19 protein-coding genes are annotated in these 16,716 nt (G+C 64.9%); 7 read left to right on the plus strand and 12 right to left on the minus strand.

Annotated features, from left to right (window positions below; genetic code table 11):
• Positions 1 to 67: 67 nt before the first annotated feature.
• The 3 genes from AWB70_RS36720 to AWB70_RS36730 form a co-directional block, all read right to left on the minus strand.
• Complete coding sequence (locus tag AWB70_RS36720; RefSeq protein WP_014192518.1) at positions 68 to 385, minus strand: high-potential iron-sulfur protein; 318 nt, start codon at positions 383 to 385, stop codon at positions 68 to 70.
• A 133-nt stretch (positions 386 to 518) separates the two neighbouring features.
• Positions 519 to 1,619, minus strand: a complete 1,101-nt coding sequence (locus AWB70_RS36725) for an NAD(P)/FAD-dependent oxidoreductase (protein WP_053567113.1) — start codon at positions 1,617 to 1,619, stop codon at positions 519 to 521.
• Between the two features lie 185 nt (positions 1,620 to 1,804).
• Positions 1,805 to 2,782 (minus strand): AAA family ATPase, encoded by a 978-nt coding sequence (locus AWB70_RS36730; protein WP_014192520.1) that lies wholly within the window; start codon positions 2,780 to 2,782, stop codon positions 1,805 to 1,807.
• A gap of 309 nt (positions 2,783 to 3,091) precedes the next feature.
• Here AWB70_RS36730 and AWB70_RS36735 point away from each other — a divergent pair, with 309 nt between their 5' ends.
• Positions 3,092 to 3,610 carry a hypothetical protein gene (locus tag AWB70_RS36735; protein ID WP_014192521.1) on the plus strand — a complete coding sequence of 173 codons (519 nt, stop codon included), beginning with the start codon at positions 3,092 to 3,094 and terminating at the stop codon, positions 3,608 to 3,610.
• Positions 3,611 to 3,659: 49 nt separating this feature from the next.
• Entirely contained in the window at positions 3,660 to 4,466 is an 807-nt protein-coding gene (locus AWB70_RS36740; RefSeq protein WP_014192522.1) for an endonuclease/exonuclease/phosphatase family protein, read from the plus strand.
• A 9-nt stretch (positions 4,467 to 4,475) separates the two neighbouring features.
• Here the strand turns inward: AWB70_RS36740 and AWB70_RS36745 are convergent, their stop codons facing one another.
• On the minus strand, positions 4,476 to 4,877 hold the full coding sequence (locus tag AWB70_RS36745; protein WP_053567560.1) for a response regulator: 402 nt from the start codon (positions 4,875 to 4,877) through the stop codon (positions 4,476 to 4,478).
• Between the two features lie 186 nt (positions 4,878 to 5,063).
• Here AWB70_RS36745 and AWB70_RS36750 point away from each other — a divergent pair, with 186 nt between their 5' ends.
• The gene (locus tag AWB70_RS36750) at positions 5,064 to 5,660 is read left to right on the plus strand and encodes an alpha-ketoglutarate-dependent dioxygenase AlkB family protein (protein ID WP_053567561.1); all 597 of its coding nucleotides are present in this window, start codon (positions 5,064 to 5,066) and stop codon (positions 5,658 to 5,660) included.
• Between the two features lie 6 nt (positions 5,661 to 5,666).
• Here the strand turns inward: AWB70_RS36750 and AWB70_RS36755 are convergent, their stop codons facing one another.
• From AWB70_RS36755 to arsC, 4 genes are all read right to left on the minus strand, one after another.
• Positions 5,667 to 6,065: a RidA family protein gene (locus AWB70_RS36755; protein WP_053567114.1), complete on the minus strand. Its 399-nt coding sequence runs from the start codon at positions 6,063 to 6,065 to the stop codon at positions 5,667 to 5,669.
• 96 nt (positions 6,066 to 6,161) lie between these two features.
• Positions 6,162 to 7,334 (minus strand): GGDEF domain-containing protein, encoded by a 1,173-nt coding sequence (locus tag AWB70_RS36760; RefSeq protein WP_053567115.1) that lies wholly within the window; start codon positions 7,332 to 7,334, stop codon positions 6,162 to 6,164.
• A gap of 215 nt (positions 7,335 to 7,549) precedes the next feature.
• Positions 7,550 to 7,855, minus strand: a complete 306-nt coding sequence (locus AWB70_RS36765) for a hypothetical protein (protein ID WP_014192527.1) — start codon at positions 7,853 to 7,855, stop codon at positions 7,550 to 7,552.
• Between the two features lie 126 nt (positions 7,856 to 7,981).
• Positions 7,982 to 8,404, minus strand: a complete 423-nt coding sequence (gene arsC, locus AWB70_RS36770; RefSeq protein ID WP_014192528.1) for an arsenate reductase (glutaredoxin) — start codon at positions 8,402 to 8,404, stop codon at positions 7,982 to 7,984.
• A 468-nt stretch (positions 8,405 to 8,872) separates the two neighbouring features.
• Here arsC and AWB70_RS38590 point away from each other — a divergent pair, with 468 nt between their 5' ends.
• The 3 genes from AWB70_RS38590 (at position 8,873) to AWB70_RS36785 (ending at position 10,359) form a co-directional block, all read left to right on the plus strand.
• Positions 8,873 to 9,172 carry a hypothetical protein gene (locus AWB70_RS38590; RefSeq protein ID WP_143281747.1) on the plus strand — a complete coding sequence of 100 codons (300 nt, stop codon included), beginning with the start codon at positions 8,873 to 8,875 and terminating at the stop codon, positions 9,170 to 9,172.
• 104 nt (positions 9,173 to 9,276) lie between these two features.
• Positions 9,277 to 9,543: a cupin domain-containing protein gene (locus AWB70_RS36780; RefSeq protein WP_053567562.1), complete on the plus strand. Its 267-nt coding sequence runs from the start codon at positions 9,277 to 9,279 to the stop codon at positions 9,541 to 9,543.
• Positions 9,544 to 10,359 (plus strand): DUF72 domain-containing protein, encoded by an 816-nt coding sequence (locus tag AWB70_RS36785; protein WP_053567117.1) that lies wholly within the window; start codon positions 9,544 to 9,546, stop codon positions 10,357 to 10,359.
• On the opposite strand, the gene gudD is transcribed toward AWB70_RS36785, so the two are convergent.
• The 4 genes from gudD to AWB70_RS36805 form a co-directional block, all read right to left on the minus strand.
• Positions 10,356 to 11,705: a glucarate dehydratase gene (gene gudD / locus AWB70_RS36790; RefSeq protein ID WP_053567118.1), complete on the minus strand. Its 1,350-nt coding sequence runs from the start codon at positions 11,703 to 11,705 to the stop codon at positions 10,356 to 10,358. The two genes, AWB70_RS36785 and gudD, sit on opposite strands and share 4 nt — an antisense overlap.
• Before the next feature lie 35 nt (positions 11,706 to 11,740).
• Positions 11,741 to 13,075 (minus strand): MFS transporter, encoded by a 1,335-nt coding sequence (locus tag AWB70_RS36795; RefSeq protein WP_014192533.1) that lies wholly within the window; start codon positions 13,073 to 13,075, stop codon positions 11,741 to 11,743.
• 259 nt (positions 13,076 to 13,334) lie between these two features.
• On the minus strand, positions 13,335 to 14,684 hold the full coding sequence (locus AWB70_RS36800; RefSeq protein ID WP_053567120.1) for an MFS transporter: 1,350 nt from the start codon (positions 14,682 to 14,684) through the stop codon (positions 13,335 to 13,337).
• Positions 14,685 to 14,739: 55 nt separating this feature from the next.
• Complete coding sequence (locus AWB70_RS36805; protein ID WP_053567121.1) at positions 14,740 to 15,675, minus strand: 2-hydroxyacid dehydrogenase; 936 nt, start codon at positions 15,673 to 15,675, stop codon at positions 14,740 to 14,742.
• 102 nt (positions 15,676 to 15,777) lie between these two features.
• On the opposite strand from AWB70_RS36805, the gene AWB70_RS36810 reads away from it, so the two are divergent.
• Positions 15,778 to 16,695 carry a LysR family transcriptional regulator gene (locus AWB70_RS36810; protein WP_053567122.1) on the plus strand — a complete coding sequence of 306 codons (918 nt, stop codon included), beginning with the start codon at positions 15,778 to 15,780 and terminating at the stop codon, positions 16,693 to 16,695.
• The last annotated feature ends 21 nt before the right edge of the window (positions 16,696 to 16,716 follow it).

The following is a 16,716-nucleotide window of genomic DNA, read 5'->3' on the forward strand; positions in this document are numbered from 1 at the left end:
CGCCGGGCCTTTCGGCCGGGCGCGCTTCCCGGATCATGCGGATGTTGCCGGCCTTGCCGGTCTTACGTCATGCCTTCTTCACATAGGCGCTGCACCAGCCCTTCGATGCGACCTGCTTGCCGGGGAACATCGGGCACGGCGCATAGGCGTCGGTGGCCTTGCCTTGATAGAACTGACAGTTGCCGCAATCCTGGCCGGCGGCGTACTTCGCGAACTTGGCCTTGTCGACCTTGCTCGCGTCTTCCTTGTAGCCGAGCGCTTGCGCGGTGGGATCGCTTTCGGGGACTTTGGGGGCGTCGGCAGCCAGCGCGACGCGCGATCCGAGCGCGAACGTCGAGGCGACGCCCACGCTGGTAATGAGAAACGTGCGACGTGATGTCTTCATGGTGACTCACTCCATGTTGTATTGGGGGATATGCGCCGTTCTTGGCGACGGCGATGTCCGAGCATATCAACCTGGAAGCGTGTCGACGACGTCAAATGTTAGAGATAAGCGGCGTTAGAAAGTCGCACGTAAGTTAGCGCGCCATGTCGGCGACGCGCTCCGCGATCGCCAGCGACGCGGTCAGTCCCGGCGACTCGATGCCGAACAGATTCACGAGTCCCGGCACGCCGTGCGCCGACTTGCCCTGAATCATGAAATCGGCGGCCGCCTGCCCCGGCCCGGACAGCTTCGGACGGATGCCCGCGTAGGCGGGCTGCAACGCGTCCTCGGGCAGGCCCGGCCAGTACGCGCGAATCGCGGCGTAGAAGGAATCCGCACGGCGCGGATCGACGTCATAGTTGAGCGCGGGCACCCATTCGACGTCCGGGCCGAACTTCGCCTGCCCGCCGAGATCGATCGTCAGATGCACGCCGAGGCCCGCTTCATTGGGCATCGGATAGATGAGCCGCTCGAATGGCGCGCGCCCGCTCACGCTGAAATAGTTGCCCTTCGCGAAGTAGAGCGGCGGCACGTGCCGGTCGTCGAGACCGCGAATGCTGCGCGCGATTTCGTTCGCATGCAGCCCCGCGCTGTTGATGAGATACGACGCGCGAAAGCGCGCCGGCGACTCACCGCCCGTCTCGACGATGAAGCAGCCCTCGCGCGCGTCGATGGACGCGACCGGCGTATGGAACACGATGTTCGCGCCGTGCTTCTCGGCTTCGCCCTGCAGCGCGAGCATGTACTGATGACTATCGACGATGCCCGTCAGCGGCGAATACACCGCCTCGACGCATTGCAGTTGCGGCTCCATCTCCGCCGCCTCCGCGCCGCTGATGCGCACGAGCCCCTTCACGCGATTCTCGGTGCCCTTCTGCTCCAGCGCCGCGAGTTGCGGCACCTGATTGCGCGCCGTGGCGACGAGCAGCTTGCCGCACTGCCGGTGCGGCACGTTATGCGCCTGACAGAACGCGTACAGCATGTCGCGCCCGCGCACGCACAGTTCCGCCTTCAGCGAGCCGCGCGGGTAATAGATGCCCGCGTGGATCACCTCGCTGTTGCGCGAACTCGTACCGATGCCGATGCCCTCGCCCGACTCCAGCACGATGACTTCGCGTCCGCGCATCGCAAGCGCCCGCGCGATCGCCAGTCCGATGACGCCCGCTCCGATTACCACACACTCGATCCGATCCATGTCTCTTCCCGCCGCAGATTTCTTCCCAATTATTTTACGTTCGGGACTGTTGCGAGATACACAACAAACGCACGCCGATTCCCTCGTTTTCCGGTGTAATTCAGAAAAAGGCAAGAATCTGGCCGCCAGATGTCAAAAATGACAGGTTTTGGCGGCTTTTTTGGCAATTTCGAAAACACGGCTTTTCAAAAACCGATGGCCTTTTTTCGCGAATTCCGGTCGAGTTGAATGTCGCGGGCCTCAACGTGATGCCTGCCGTCGATGCGCGCGTTGCCGAACGCGTTCAGCATCGCACGCCGCATGCCGCGCGGCGACGCCCGCGTGAGCGCGTCGAGCGGCGCATCGCCGAGCGTTTCCGGAAAGCGCGCGCCCCACGCGTGCGCATCGCGAATTTCGGCGTAAATCGCCTGCGCGATGCGGCGCGCGCCCTCGCGGTCCGGCGCCGGAATCTCATAGACGTTCATGCGGTTCAGCAGCGGCTCGGGAATCGCGCGCGCGTCGTTGGCGGTGGCGATCCACACGACGTTGCCCGCGTTGATCGGCACTTCGGCGAATTCGTCGATGAACGTCTGCGCCGTGTCGTGCTCCAGCAGCGCGTAAAGCGCGCCGAGCGGATCGTATTGCGCGTCGCCGGTGGCCTTGTCGATTTCATCGACGGTCATCACGGGGTTGGCGTAGCTGCCGTTCACGAGCGCATCGAATACCTTTCCCGGCTTGGCATTGCGCCATTGCGACGACGCCCCCGACAGAATCCAGCCCGCCGTCAGCGAACTCATCGCGACGTAATGACAGCTCGTGCCAAGCAGCCGCGCCAGTTGCTTCGCGAAGTGCGTCTTGCCGATGCCCGGCTCGCCGAGCAGCAGCATCGGCATGAGTTCCAGGCGGTCGTCGGTTTCGAGACACAGCGCAATCTGCTTGCGGATATCGTCGAGCGGCTCCTCGAAATTCGGCAGCGTGGCCGCGAGGTCGTCGATCGACGGCATGCGGTTCGGCTTCACGCAAAAGCGCAGATTGCCTACCTTGAGCATCTTTTCGTAAGTCGCGCGCAAGGCGTCGCTGGCGCCTTCGGACAGATCGTTGAGCGCGGTTTCCACGTCGTCGAGACTGTAAACCTTGCTGAACGATGCCACCGCGAGTTCCTGTTTGATCACGGCCGTCGTCATGTCACACCCCGTCATTTTTTATGTCGACGAGTCCAGTGTATCGACGCCAAAAGGCCACGCAAGCGAGCAGTCGAACGCGTGTGCTGCTAACCGCACCAAGCCTTTCGCCGATAAAGTCGCGATCCGCGCGGGCCGGGTATGATCGTCGTGACCGATGCGGCGAGCAGGTTCGAAACATGCTGTTTCTTCTGCCGTGCTGAACCGGATGCGCGCCGCCGTGTCACACGAATTCGCCGGGAACGCCGATCCCGCGGCCGCTCGACAACGCGTGCCGCCATCCGAACAGTCCGCGCGCAGGAGTCGCCTTCAATGCACAACACGATACGAACCGCTTTTCTGAACGCCGCGCTCATCGCGGCCGCCTGCTTCGCCGCCGGCGCGCAGGCGCAAATCGCGCCGCCGCAACCCGTGAACTGGGAGTTGCAGGTCGTGCGCGACGGCCAGCAGATCGACTCGTTCGCCGCCACGACCAACGTCGGCCAGGCGCGCACCGATACGCACCACAACAAGGTCAAGAATCGGGTCGGCTGCGCCGATCAGCCCGCGGGGGACATCGACCTGCAACGCACGCTCACGGTCTCGCCGACGCACGCGAGCGCCGACGACATCACGCTCGCCATCGACGCGCAGGAAACCCTGCAGGACGACAGCACGCGCGTGTCGCCATCCGGCTGCAAGCTGCCGCCGGTGCCGCGCCAGGTGAGCGCGTCGCACCCGGGCATGGTGCTCAAGCCGGGCGAATGGCAGCAATGGCAGATCATCGAAAGCAATCCGTCGCTCGCCTACCGCGTGCGCGCGAGCCTCGGTGCGGCCACGGCGGCGCAATGATCATCGCGGTGGCATAGACTCAAAGTCCGCCGCTCGACACGAACAACGCATGCGAAACCCAGAACATCTTCCGCCCGGCCCGTCTTCCCGCTCGGCCACGCCCGATTTCACGGCGGTCAGCTGGAATCTGCACAAGGGCCGCTCGCCCCTCGGCCTGCGCGCCTGGAACGCGATGCAGCGGTGGGTCCAGACCACCAACGCCGACGTCTATTTCCTGCAGGAAGCGATGGCGCGGCGCATGCCGCAGCCCGTCCTCGCGAGCGGCTTCGGCAATCCGCTCAACGCGCCGCTCGACGACGTCTGGCATTGTCAGGCAACCGAAATCGCCACCGCGCTGGAACTGCAGATCGCGCTCGGGCCGAACGTATTCAAGCCCTCGTGGCGGCACGGCAACGCGATCCTGTCGCCGCATCCGCTCGACCTGTCCGGGCGCTGGGACATCTCGGCGCATCGTTTCGAAAAGCGCGGTTTGCTGGTGGCGCGCGCGACGTTTTCCGGCCAGGCGATCACGCTTTTGTGCGCGCATCTCGCGCTCACGCGTCAGGCGCGGCTGCGTCAGATGAACTGGATCGCGCACTGGATCGCGAAGGAAGCGCCGGAAGGCCCGCTCGTGCTCGCAGGCGATTTCAACGACTGGCGCAACGATTCCGTGCCGCTGTTCGGCGAACTCGGCATGAGCGAAGTCGCAACGATGCTCGGCGAATCGGGCCGCACGTTTCCGGCGTTCTCGCCGGCGCTCGCGCTCGACAAGATGTTCGTGCGCGGCCTTCGGCCCGTCGAATGGCTCGTGCCGACGCAGGACACCGCCTGGCTGTCCGATCACCTGCCGTACATGGCGCGGCTGCGCGTGGAGTGAAGGCGCGCTTCAGGCGCGCGGTGCGGCGAGCAGCGCTTCCAGATCCGCAATGGAAACCGGCTTCGTCAGATGATGATCGAAGCCCGCGTCGAGCGTCTGCTGTCTGTCGGCGTCGCCGCCCCAGCCGGTCAGCGCCAGCAGCAGCGCGTGTCGGGACGCGTCGCGCTTTCTCACCTCGCGCGCGACCTCGAGGCCGCTCATACCGGGCATGCCGATATCGAGCACGATCACATCGGGATTGAATTCGTCGATCGATGCGAGGGCGCGCGGCCCGTCGTGCTCCGTGCGCACTTCGTGACCGAGCGCTTCCAACAGCATCGAGAGCGCCAGCGCCGCATCGACGCTGTCGTCGACGAGCAGGACGCGCCGGCCTCGCGCCTCGCCGCCGCTGGCAACGGCTGTGGTGTTCATGCGATTCCCCGAATCGTCGCCGCGCAGGTGCGGGACGAAACGGTGTTCCGGCCCTTGCGCGATTTTATTGAGATGACTCGGGAAATGTAGCACAGCGTCCGCGCATGCCAGAAAATGAGCCGGCAATCACGGCGCGCGAGGCTCTGCTATCGTGAATACTTCATTTGCCGTTCGCGCCTCACCGCCATGTTCGATCTCTTCGACGACATTCCCAAGCCCGACATCGTGTGGCATCCGGACTGGATCGACGCCGACCAAGCGTCCGATCTGATGGGCGCGCTCATCGACGAAGTGCGCTGGCAACAGGACACGATGACCACGCCCGGCGGCCGCGTACCGCTACCGCGCCTGACCGCGTGGCAAGGCGAGCCGGACGCGGTGTATGTGTATTCCGGCATCCGCAACGTGCCGCAGCCGTGGACGCCCGCCGTCGCGCAACTTCGCGAGCGCGCGCAAACCGCCTGCGACGCGCGCTTCAACAGCGTGCTGCTGAACCGCTATCGCGGCGGCCTCGACAGCATGGGCTGGCACGCCGACAAGGAGCGCGAACTCGGCCCCGAGCCGGTGATCGCATCGGTGAGTCTCGGCACGACGCGCACTTTCGAGTTCCGTCACGCGCGCACGCACGCCACGCACGCGCTCGCCCTCACACACGGCAGCCTGCTCGTGATGCGCGGACGCACGCAGCAGGAATGGGTGCATCGCGTGCCGAAGGAGCCGGGCATGACCGGCGAGCGCATCAATCTCACGTTTCGCTGGGTCGATGCGTTCAAGCGCAAATAGAACCGCTCAAGGCCGCCGGGCGACGAAATCGATCTCCACGAGCGCATCGCGCGCGAGTCCCGTCACGCCGACGCAGGTGCGCGCAGGCAGCGGCTTCGGCAGAAAGTACGATCGATACACCGCGTTCATCGCATCGTAATCGCGCTTGAATTCCGTCAGGAAGATGCGCACGCTGACCACGTTGTCGAGCGTCAGTCCGACGCCGTTCAGCACGAGAATCAGGTTGTCCATCACGCGGCGTGTCTGCGCTGCGACGCCTTCGGGCAGCGGCGCGCCGTCGTCGTTCGGATCGGTGGGCATCTGGCCGGTCAGGAACACCCAGCCGTCGGCTTCGGCCGCGTGCGAGAAAGGGCCGACGGGCGTCGGCGCGGCATCGACCATCGTGAATTTGGGCAACTGGCTCACTTCGTCTCCTCGTTGTGCGTTGGTAAGAATGGCACCGGCACGTTAGCGCGCCAAAATTGCGCGCGTGTTTCGGCTTCGTGCGAAGACGGCGGGCTTTTAGATGACCGCGTCGGCGGCAGGCGCCTTCACGCGGTTGCGGCCCGCGACCTTCGCGGCATAGAGCAGGCCGTCGGCGCGCGCCATCAGCGCAGCGAGCGGCTCGCGTCCGTCCCATGCCGCAATCCCTGCGCTGAAGGTGTAATGCAGCACGCCGCCGGGCACGCCGCACGGCGTCGCTTCGACCGTGCGGCGCAAGCGCTCGACGAGCGCCGTGACGTCCTCGATGCGCGCCGCCGCGCAGAACAGACAGAACTCTTCGCCGCCGATTCGCCCGAACGCATCGTCATCGCGGATGCGCGCCTGCACGATCGAGGCGAAATGGCGCAGCACCTCGTCGCCCGCCGCGTGGCCGTAGCGGTCGTTCACGCGCTTGAAATGATCGACGTCGACGACCGCGACGTACTCGCGCGCGCCCGTCTGCGAAGCGCGCGAGAGACGTTGCGCCGCCGCCGCGAGCAGCGCCTTGCGCGACAGCGCGCCGGTGAGATCGTCGAAGCGCGCGAGGCGTTCGAGACGCTGCGCGAGCCGGTCGTGCGCCATCATCACGAGCCCGATGCACAGCGAGGGCAGCACGAGAATGCCGAGCGCGAGAAACGTGATCTGCATCGGCCCCGGCTGCAGCAGCGCGGCCTGCGCGGGCGGCTGCACGACATAGATCGCACCGCGGATCGTATGGCCGAGCGCGCCGAGCGCGGCGGCGCCGGCGACGAACAGATAGTTGTAGCGCGGCCGCTCCTTCGGACGCTCGATCAGCACGCGCCCGGCGATCGCGAGATCGCACGCCGCATGAAACGCCGACACGACCACCACGCGCACGTGTGCATCGGGCACGGCGTAGGTGAAATAGACGATGCCCGCCATCACGCCGAGCCACATGATCCAGCCGGTCCAGCGCTGCGCGGGACGCATGCGGACATCGAAGAAATCGTTGCAGCCTTCGTAGATGAGCAGGATCGTCGCGGCAAGCAACTGGTTCGCGGCGACAACGCCGAGCCACGCGGGCACGATGTTCTGCACCGCGAAGAGCACGAGCGAGACGATCGCGAGCACGTTCGCCCAGAGCCAGCGCGGCACGCCGTCGATCGCGTGCGAAAGCAGCGAAATCAGCACCAGTATCGAGAGAATGCTCGATAGCGCGGTGACGACGAGAATGCTGACTGGACTGAACATCGCTGAAAGTGAAGGGGATGCCGTTCGTGCGGCACGCGTATCCACGCCGCCAGCGTATTTACGGCACGAACGGCCGCACCTTGAACGCGCCCTGTGCGACACGCGATCGCATCGCCTGCGCAATACAGGCGTCCAAAAACAAAAAACGCGGCGCAGCCCGCCGGCTCGCCGCGTTTTCCAGCAATGCGCAGTCCAGATGAACCGCAGTTGAAGCGTTACCAGCCGTGACGGTCGCGCCAGCGTTCCTCGCGGCGCATCTCGTGGCGCCAGCGACGCTCGCGCCACTCGTGACGCCGCCATTCGCGCTCGCGCCAGCCGTCGTGACGATAGCCGTAGCCGCGATAGCCGCCGCCGTCGCCGTAACCGCCGCCATAACCGTAATAGCCAACCGGCGCGGGTTGCGCATAGACCGGCACGCCGACGCCCACCGCCACATCGACGTGGGCATTCGCCGATGCCGATATCGCCAGCGCGGCCAATCCCGCCATCCCGATGAACGTGCCCAGCAGTTTCTTTTTCATGCCGCTTCTCCCTGCACGCGAGTGCTCCGTGAGTCAGGTGAAGTCTAAAAAGCGGCGCCGGATACAGGTGCAACGGGTCTGCCAGAAAGGTAACGTCAGGTAACGGTCAGGTCGGTCGAATGCGCGTCACCGCACACGCTTGCCCGTTTCGTCGATGACGACCTCGCCGTCTTCCTTCGTGAACGGTCCTTTCTGCGCTTCGGGCAGAAGATCGAGCACGAGCTCCGACGGGCGGCACAGCCGCGCGCCCTTCGGCGCATCGACGAACGGCCGGTTGATGAGAATCGGATGCGCGAGCATCGCGTCGATGAGCTGATCGTCGGTCAGGCCTGGATCGTCGAGGCCGAGTTCGGCGTACGGCGTGCCCTTTTCGCGCAGCGCTTCGCGCACCGAGAGACCCGCGCGCGCGATCAATGCGACGAGCGCTTCGCGGCTCGGCGGATGCGTCAGATATTCGATCACGGTCGGCTCGATGCCGGCGTTGCGAATCAGCGCGAGCGTGTTGCGCGAGGTTCCGCACTTCGGGTTGTGGTAGATGGTGACGGTCATGGTCGCGAGGTCCTTGCGGTCTGAAACGGAAAATACACGCCTCGCATTCTAGAACCGAAGCGCCGATGACGTGGCCGCCAGCCTCGCGCCACGCCCTCGCCCCCTTGCATGGCGCGGGTTGAAATGACCTGTTCATTCGCGCGCCGGCGGCCTATAACGAAGTGTGCAGCGCGGCATGCGTCTTCTGCGGACCGCGGGTCCGAAACGGTCTTTCCGCCGGCAAGCGCACCGGCGCTCCGTCTGCATCGCATCGGCGAGATGCCGTGCGCGAAACGCATACGAACGAGTTCGGGACACCGGCAGCTCAACGCAGCGAAGCCGGAAACCGGCGCCGATGTCCATCCGGACGGCGCGCCACGCATGGCGAACGAAGCAGACGTGGCACGTTCCGTGCGGATCGACGATCCGAATCAGCGAACAGCGTTACGCGGTGTTCACGCGAGCGCGCCTTCCGATCAAGGAGTCGACATGAAATCACGTATCGCCGTGGCGGCGCTCGCCGCTTCGTTGCTCACCGCCGCAGGCCTCGCCTCGGCGCAGCAAACCTACTATCGAACCGCGCAGGTACCGGGTCAGACAACCGCCGATACCTGGACCGATCCGAGCGCGCCTCAGCAAAGCGCCATGCAGGGCCAGCCAGGCGACGCCTCCTATGGTGGCGCCCCGATGACCCGCGGCGAAACCGGCATGACCATGGGCAGCATGGACAGCGCATCGTCCAAGCCCTGCGTGCGCGGGCCGCAATGCAATATCTTCTTCGGCAACTGAGCGCGGCGAACGAAGCTTCCAAAGCTGCGCTAGCATAGGTGCACGACACGGCGCGTCCGCTCGAAACGAGCGGCGCGCCTTCCCTTTTTTACGGAACCGCCGACATGCACCGCGACGAATTTCTCGCACTTCTTTCGAGCGAAGGTTTCCACGAAGTCGCCACGGTCACGCGCGATCCGAACGGTTCGCTCGATGTCCATGCGCATCCGTTCGAAGCCAAGGCGCTGATTCTGGAAGGCGACGTCACGATCCGCACCGGCGACAACGCGAGCACGTATCGCACGGGCGATATCTTCCATCTCGCGACGAACATCGAACATTCGGAGCAGTACGGGCCGCAAGGCGTCAGCTATCTGGTCGGCCGCAAGTAGATGGCGACCGCCAAGAGCAAAACCGGCCGCATACGCGTCGGCATCGGCGGATGGACGTTCGAGCCGTGGCGCGGCACGTTCTATCCGGAAGGCCTTGCGCAGAAGCGCGAGCTCGAATACGCAAGCCGCGCGCTCACCAGCATCGAAGTGAATGGGACGTTTTACGGCTCGCAAAAGCCCGAGACGTTCGTCAAATGGCGCGACGAGGCCCCCGATGACTTCGTGTTCTCGCTGAAGGCGCCGCGCTACGCCACCAATCGCCGCGTGCTAGCCGACGCGGGCGATACGATCGAGCGTTTTTTCGGCAGCGGCGTGCTCGAACTGAAAGACAAGCTCGGCCCGATCAACTGGCAATTCGCGGCGACGAAGAAGTTCGATCCGGAAGACTTCGAGCGCTTTCTCGAACTGCTGCCCGCGAAAGTCGAAGGACGCGCGATCCGGCACGCCGTCGAAGTGCGGCACGAGAGTTTCTGCGATCCGGCGTTCATCGCGCTGGCGCGCAAGTATCGCGTAGCAATCGTGATGGCGGGCGATTCGAAATATCCGCAGATCGCGGATGTGACCGCGCCGTTCGTCTATGCGCGCATCATGGGCACGACGGACAAGCAGGCGAAAGGCTATGCGAAGACGGCGCTCGACCGCTGGGCCGAGCGCGCGCAAACCTGGGCCGCGGGCGGCTTGCCCGACGACGTGCAGACGTTCGGCAAGGCCGCGCCGAAAGCGGCATCGCGCGATGTGTTCGTCTACGTGATCAGCGGCTTCAAGGAGCGCAATCCGGCTGCTGCGATCGCGCTCATCGAGCGATTGAAGGATTAACGCACCAGACACGGCTTCTTGTTGTCGAACTTCCAGTTCGGGATCAGGTATTGCATCGCGACGCCGTCATCGCGCGCGCCGAGGCCGTGCTTCTGATACAGCGCGTGCGCCTTCTCGACTTCGTCCATATCCAGCTCGACGCCCAGGCCCGGCACTTCCGGCACCTTCACCTTGCCGCCGACGATCTGCAACGGATCGCGAGTGAGACGCTGGCCGTCCTGCCAGATCCAGTGCGTGTCGATCGCCGTGATCTTGCCCGGCGCGGCGGCGGCGACATGCGTGAACATCGCGAGCGAAATATCGAAGTGATTGTTCGAGTGCGAGCCCCACGTGAGACCCCAGTCGTTGCACATCTGCGCGACGCGCACCGAGCCTTGCATCGTCCAGAAATGCGGATCGGCGAGCGGAATATCGACCGATTGCAACTGGATCGCGTGACCCATCTGGCGCCAGTCGGTCGCGATCATGTTGGTCGCCGTCGGCAGGCCCGTCGCGCGGCGGAATTCGGCCATCACTTCGCGGCCCGAATAGCCGTTTTCCGCGCCGCACGGATCTTCCGCGTAGGCGAGCACGTCGTGCTTGTCGCGGCACAGGCGGATCGCTTCGGCGAGCGACCACGCGCCGTTCGGATCGAGCGTCACGCGCGCTTGCGGGAAGCGTTCAGCCAATGCCGTCACCGCCTCGATTTCCGCGTCGCCTGCGAGCACGCCGCCTTTCAGCTTGAAGTCGTTGAAGCCGTAGCGCGCCTGCGCCGCTTCGGCGAGACGCACGACCGCTTCGGGCGTCAGCGCGACTTCCGTACGCACGCGCTCCCAGTCGTCGCGGCCATCCGTGCCGGATGCGTAAGGCAGATCCGTCTTGTTGCGATCGCCGACGTAGAACAGATAGCCGAGCATTTCCACTTCATCGCGCTGCTGGCCTTCGCCGAGCAATGCCGCGACGGGCACGCCGAGATGCTGGCCGAGCAGATCGAGCAGCGCCGCTTCGAGCGCGGTCACGGCGTGGATCGTCGTGCGCAGATCGAAGGTTTGCAGGCCGCGGCCGCCCGCGTCGCGGTCGGCGAACGCGGTGCGCACGCGGTTCAGGATCGCCTGCAGATTGCCGATGCTTTGCCCGACGACATACGCGCGCGCATCGTCGATCGTCTTGCGGATATTCTCCCCGCCCGGCACTTCGCCGACGCCCGTGTTGCCCGCGCTGTCCTTCAGGATCACGATGTTGCGCGTGAAGAACGGGCCGTGCGCGCCCGAGAGATTCATGAGCATGCTGTCGCGGCCGGCGACCGGCACGACGCGCAATTCGGTGACTTTCGGAGTGGCGTTCGGTTTGACTGCGTTCGTGGACATGAGCGTGATCCTTGACCTTGAGAGAGGGAAGCGTATTAGTGCGCGCTTTGATGCGCGGCGTGACCGTTCGGCGTGCGGTCCGAGCGGCGATTGCGCGTGAAGAAGACCGCGCCCGCCGCGATCAGCGAGGCGACGCCGAGACCGTACAAGCCACCCGACACCGAGCCCGTGTGTTGTTGAAGATAGCCGAAAGTGGCGGGCGCGAAGAAGCCGCCCAGATTTCCGACCGAGTTGATCAGCGCGATGACGCCGGCCGCGACGCGGGCATCGAGATAGCCTTGCGGAATCGGCCAGAACAGCGACGACGCCGCCTTGAAGCCGATCGCCGAGAAACAGATGGCGACGAACGAAAGCACGGGATTGCCGGTCGTCGACGCGAACAGGCCGCATGCCGCGATCACCAGCGCCACGGCGACCCACGCCTGCTGGAAGCGCCAGCGCGCGGAGAGCACCGCGAAGCAGTACATCGCGACGATCGCGATCATCCACGGAATCGTGTTGTAGAGGCCGACCTGGAAATCGGTGAGGCCGCCCATCTTGCGGATGATCGTCGGCAGCCAGAACGTCGCCGCGTAGATCGTGAGCTGGATCGCGAAGTACATGAAGCAGAACAGCAGGATCTGCGGATCCTTCAGCAGTTTGACCGCAGGCACATGGCGGCCGGTCGCCGCCTCGCGCTCGGCCTGCTCCGATGCAATCGCGTTTTGCAGCGCGCGCTGCTCGCCCGCTGAAAGCCAGTGCGCGTCGCTGATGCGCGATTTCAGCAGCATCCAGCTCACGCCGCACAGGAACACCGAGAACGCGCCTTCGATCAGGAACATCCACTGCCAGCCGTGCAGGCCGAGACCGCGAATCGAGAGCAGCGCGCCCGTGATCGGGCCGGAAAGGATCGATGCGAACGCCGAGCCGCCGAGGAAAATCGCGATCGCCTTGCCGCGCTCCTTCTGCGGCAGCCATTGCGTGAAGTAATAGACCACGCCCGGAAAGAAGCCCGCTTCCGCGATGCCGAGCAAAAAGCGCAGCACGTAGAACGAGGTTTCGTTCTGCACGAACGCCATCATCGCCGCGACGATGCCCCACGTCCCCATGATCCGCGTGAGCCACGCGCGCGCGCCGTACTTCTGCATCAATACGTTCGACGGCACTTCGAACAGCGCATAGCCGATGAAGAACAGGCCGCTGCCCAGACCGTACGCCGCGGCGCCGATGCCCAGATCGGTCTGCAGATGCGAACTCACGAAACCGACGTTCACGCGATCGATGTAGTTCGCGATGAACATGATGAGGAACAAGGGCAGCACATGGCGCTTGACCTTGGCGCTGGCCGATTCGAGCAGATCGCCGGCTGGGCTCGTGGAAGCTGTATTCAAGGGATGTCTCCGGTTCGTACGACGTGGTACGTTGTCTGATGACATTGTATTGCGATGTGCCGATCTGGCCAATCACGTGTTTACCCTTTAACGCTCAAACGCTTATCAGGCGGCGCTTCACGCTGATTTCTTCGTTTTCTGAGTCGTATCGTGACGACTCGAACTAAGACGTCCGATGACTAGAACGAGCGTGCATTCCGGAAGCGACAAAGCCGGCTCGCGCCGGCTTTGTCGGTCCTGCCTGCACTGCCCTCGGAAATCAGCTTTTCAAATGGATGCGCTTGAACGGCCCGGCGAGCAGCCCGTAGGCGAGCATCGCCGCAATGCCGTGCGCGCCGACGAACCACAACGCACGATCGAACGAACCGGTGCTCGCGACCACGAAGCCGATGACCATCGGCGTCACGATGCCCGCCGTATTGCCGATGCCGTTGAACACGCCGCCCGACAGCCCCGTCATTTCTCGCGGCGCGACATCCGACAGCACGGCCCAGCCGATCGCGGCGAGCCCCTTGCCGAAAAACGCGAGCGACATGATGACGACGATCGCCGTATTGGTCGACGCGAGCGGCGCGGCCATGATCGCGGTTGCGAGCAGCATGCCGATCATGAACGGCGTCTTGCGCGCGAGCGAGACCGACACGCCGCGCCGGATCAGAAAGTCCGACAGCAAGCCTCCGAGTATGCCGCCCGAGAATCCGCAGATCGCGGGCAGCGCGGCGACGAGGCCCACCGTCATCACGTTCATGCCGCGTTCCTTGATCAGATAGATCGGGAACCACGTGATGAAAAAGTACGTGAGCGCCGTGATGCAGTACTGGCCGATGTAAATCGCCCAGAGCATGCGGCTCGTGAAGAGCGTCGAAAGCTCGCGGCGCGTGAAGCGGCGGCGGCTCGTCGCGACCGTCGCGTCGAGACTGACGAGCGCGCCGTTGCTCGCGATGTAGTCGTACTCCGCCCGGCTCATGCGCTTGTGCGACTTCGGATCGTCCATCACGGCGAACCACACGACCGCGACGACGAGACCGAGCCCGCCCATGAAGAAGAACACGTGATGCCAGCCGAGCGCATGCGTGAGCCACGCCATCAGCGGCGTGAAGACCACGACCGCCAGATATTGCGCCGAGTTGAAGAGCGCGCTCGCGGTGCCGCGTTCGTTGGTCGGAAACCAGGTCGCGACGACGCGCGCGTTCGCGGGAAAGGCCGGCGATTCGACCAGCCCGAGCATGAAGCGCATCACGAAGAGCGCGGCGGTGGCGGACGCGGCCGTCGAAAAGAGCGACACCGTGCCCTGGCTCAGCGTGAAGATCGACCACAACGCGATGCTCGCGCCATACACGCGTTTCGCGCCGTAGCGGTCGAGCAGCCAGCCGCCGGGAATCTGGCCGAGCGCGTAAGCCCAGCCGAACGCGGAAAACACGATGCCGAGCGCGGACGCGGACAATCCGAGATCCTTCGAAACGAACGTGCCCGCAATGGACAAGGTCGCGCGGTCCGCGTAGTTCAGCACGGTCACGAAGAAGATCAGCGCGAGGATCGCGTAGCGGAAATGTCCGACTTTCGCGAGACTGGCGCTCGCGGCGGACGTGGCGATATCGAGGTTCTTCAAGTGTCTCCTCCCAGATCTCGGCGGGATGGTTGTGATGTCGGGCGACGCCGTTTTGTCAGGGCGTCACGCTGGTTTCGGGCCGCTCGCCCGCAAAGCTCGATGCGAGGCTCGCGAGCACGATGTCGCCCATCGCGGCGCGGGTCTGCACGGTCGCGCTCGCGCGATGCGGCTGCAGCACGACGTTTTTCAGCGCGAACAATTCCGCGGGCACATTCGGCTCGTCGACGAACACGTCGAGGCCCGCGCCCGCAATGCGCTTCTCTTCGAGCGCGCGCACCAGATCCGCTTCGTTGACGAGCTTGCCGCGCGCGACATTGATGAGATAACCGTCGGGACCGAGCGCATCGAGCACGGCGGCATCGACGATGCCTTCCGCGTTGTCCGCCGACGCCGCGAGAATCAGCGCATCGGAATCGCGCGCGAGTTCGCGCAGATCGGCGACGAAGCGGTAGCGCACGTCCGGCATCTCGCGCAAATCGGTGTACGCGACGGGACAGCCGAACGCCGCCGCGCGCGACGCGATCGCGCGCCCCACGCGTCCCAAACCGACGATGCCCACCTTCATGCCGCTGAACTTGCGCGCGAGCGGCAGGCCGCTTTTGCCCCATTCGCCGTCGCGCACATAGGCGTCGCCGACGCACAGGCCGCGGCACGCGGAAATCAGCAGGCCGATGGCGAGATCGGCGACGTCGTCGGTGAGCACGCCGGGCGTCGTCGACACGTGGATGCCGCGCGCGCGGGCGTGTTCCAGATCGACCGCATCGGTGCCGATGCCGTTGACCGCGACGATCTTCAGCGCAGCAAGCGCATCGATCAGTTCATTCGTGATGCCGGTCGCGCCGCCCGTCACCACGCCGCCGATGCGCTCGGCGTGTTCGCGCAGGAAAGCGGCTTTGTCGGCGTGCTCGTACCAGCGATGCACGGTGTAGCGGGCGCTCAGCTCGCGATCGAGCGACGGGAGCACGGGATTGATCAGTAGCACATCGAACATTCGGATTTCCTGGAGGTGATCGGCTTATCTCGGAAATCAGTATATTCACGCGATCGATTGAGGTCTAAGCTATATTCCGCATCGATCAATACCTAAATTGACATGATCATCGAGCTGAATCATCTGCGTTGTTTCGTGGCCGTGGCAGAGGAATTGCACTTTGGGCGCGCCGCCGCGCGGCTTTTCATGACGCAGCCGCCGCTGTCGCGGCAGATCCAGTTGCTCGAGCAGGCGCTCGACGCCGTGCTCTTCGAGCGCAACAGCCGCAGCGTGAAGCTGACCGCCGCGGGCCGCGCTTACTACGCGGACGCCGTGCGCATCTTGCGGCTTTCGGCGCAGGCGGCGGATTCGGCACGGCGCGTCGCGCGCGGCGACGCCGGCCAGGTGACGATGGGATTTACCGCCGTGTCGGGCTATCACCTCGTGCCGGGCTTCATCGCCGCCGCGCGCGACGCGTTGCCGGGCATCAGGATCGTGTTGAAGGAGATGGTGTCGCTTCAGCAGATGAAAGCGCTGGAGTCGCGCGAGATCGACCTCGGCATCATGCGGGCGCAGTTCTTCATGCATGGCATCGAGTTTCAGCGCATCGCGCGCGAGCCGCTGCAGTTGGCGGTTCCGTCGGTGCATCCGCTTGCGAAGCGCCGGGCCATTGCCGCGAAGGATCTCGACGGCCAGCCCTTCGTCATGTATTCGCACGACGGCGGCAAGTACTTTCACGACCGCATCGCCGGCCTGCTCGCGGCAAGCGGCGTGCAGGCGGATTACGTGCAGAGCATCGACCAGACGCACACGATCGTCGCGCTGGTGCGCGCGGGCATCGGCGTGGCGATCGTGCCGGCGTCGGCGCGGGAATTGTGCTTCGAGGAAGTCGTGTTCCGGCCGCTATGGACACAGGACGCGCACGCGGACATCGATCTCGCGTGGAGCGTGGAGCAGACGGACCCGGCGGTGGAGAACGTGCGGCGCTTCGCGATCGAGCATTTCGCGCGGATCGCGAAGCCTGCGCCGCAGACGGGTTGATACGACGCTGCCGGCATGGCG

This window comes from Caballeronia cordobensis, assembly GCF_001544575.2.
Classification (GTDB): domain Bacteria; phylum Pseudomonadota; class Gammaproteobacteria; order Burkholderiales; family Burkholderiaceae; genus Caballeronia; species Caballeronia cordobensis.

Excerpts from the sequence above, each read along its gene's own strand:
- AWB70_RS36730 (WP_014192520.1), bottom strand. The coding sequence starts at position 2,782 with ATGACGACGGCCGTGATCAAACAGGAACTCGCGGTGGCATCGTTCAGC.
- AWB70_RS36745 (WP_053567560.1), bottom strand. The coding sequence starts at position 4,877 with ATGAACACCACAGCCGTTGCCAGCGGCGGCGAGGCGCGAGGCCGGCGC.
- AWB70_RS36720 (WP_014192518.1), bottom strand. The coding sequence starts at position 385 with ATGAAGACATCACGTCGCACGTTTCTCATTACCAGCGTGGGCGTCGCC.
- AWB70_RS36765 (WP_014192527.1), bottom strand. The coding sequence starts at position 7,855 with ATGAAAAAGAAACTGCTGGGCACGTTCATCGGGATGGCGGGATTGGCC.
- AWB70_RS36740 (WP_014192522.1), top strand. The coding sequence starts at position 3,660 with ATGCGAAACCCAGAACATCTTCCGCCCGGCCCGTCTTCCCGCTCGGCC.
- AWB70_RS36760 (WP_053567115.1), bottom strand. The coding sequence starts at position 7,334 with ATGTTCAGTCCAGTCAGCATTCTCGTCGTCACCGCGCTATCGAGCATT.
- AWB70_RS36780 (WP_053567562.1), top strand. The coding sequence starts at position 9,277 with ATGCACCGCGACGAATTTCTCGCACTTCTTTCGAGCGAAGGTTTCCAC.
- AWB70_RS36805 (WP_053567121.1), bottom strand. The coding sequence starts at position 15,675 with ATGTTCGATGTGCTACTGATCAATCCCGTGCTCCCGTCGCTCGATCGC.
- AWB70_RS36785 (WP_053567117.1), top strand. The coding sequence starts at position 9,544 with ATGGCGACCGCCAAGAGCAAAACCGGCCGCATACGCGTCGGCATCGGC.
- AWB70_RS38590 (WP_143281747.1), top strand. The coding sequence starts at position 8,873 with ATGAAATCACGTATCGCCGTGGCGGCGCTCGCCGCTTCGTTGCTCACC.
- AWB70_RS36750 (WP_053567561.1), top strand. The coding sequence starts at position 5,064 with ATGTTCGATCTCTTCGACGACATTCCCAAGCCCGACATCGTGTGGCAT.
- AWB70_RS36725 (WP_053567113.1), bottom strand. The coding sequence starts at position 1,619 with ATGGATCGGATCGAGTGTGTGGTAATCGGAGCGGGCGTCATCGGACTG.
- AWB70_RS36735 (WP_014192521.1), top strand. The coding sequence starts at position 3,092 with ATGCACAACACGATACGAACCGCTTTTCTGAACGCCGCGCTCATCGCG.
- arsC (WP_014192528.1), bottom strand. The coding sequence starts at position 8,404 with ATGACCGTCACCATCTACCACAACCCGAAGTGCGGAACCTCGCGCAAC.
- AWB70_RS36810 (WP_053567122.1), top strand. The coding sequence starts at position 15,778 with ATGATCATCGAGCTGAATCATCTGCGTTGTTTCGTGGCCGTGGCAGAG.
- gudD (WP_053567118.1), bottom strand. The coding sequence starts at position 11,705 with ATGTCCACGAACGCAGTCAAACCGAACGCCACTCCGAAAGTCACCGAA.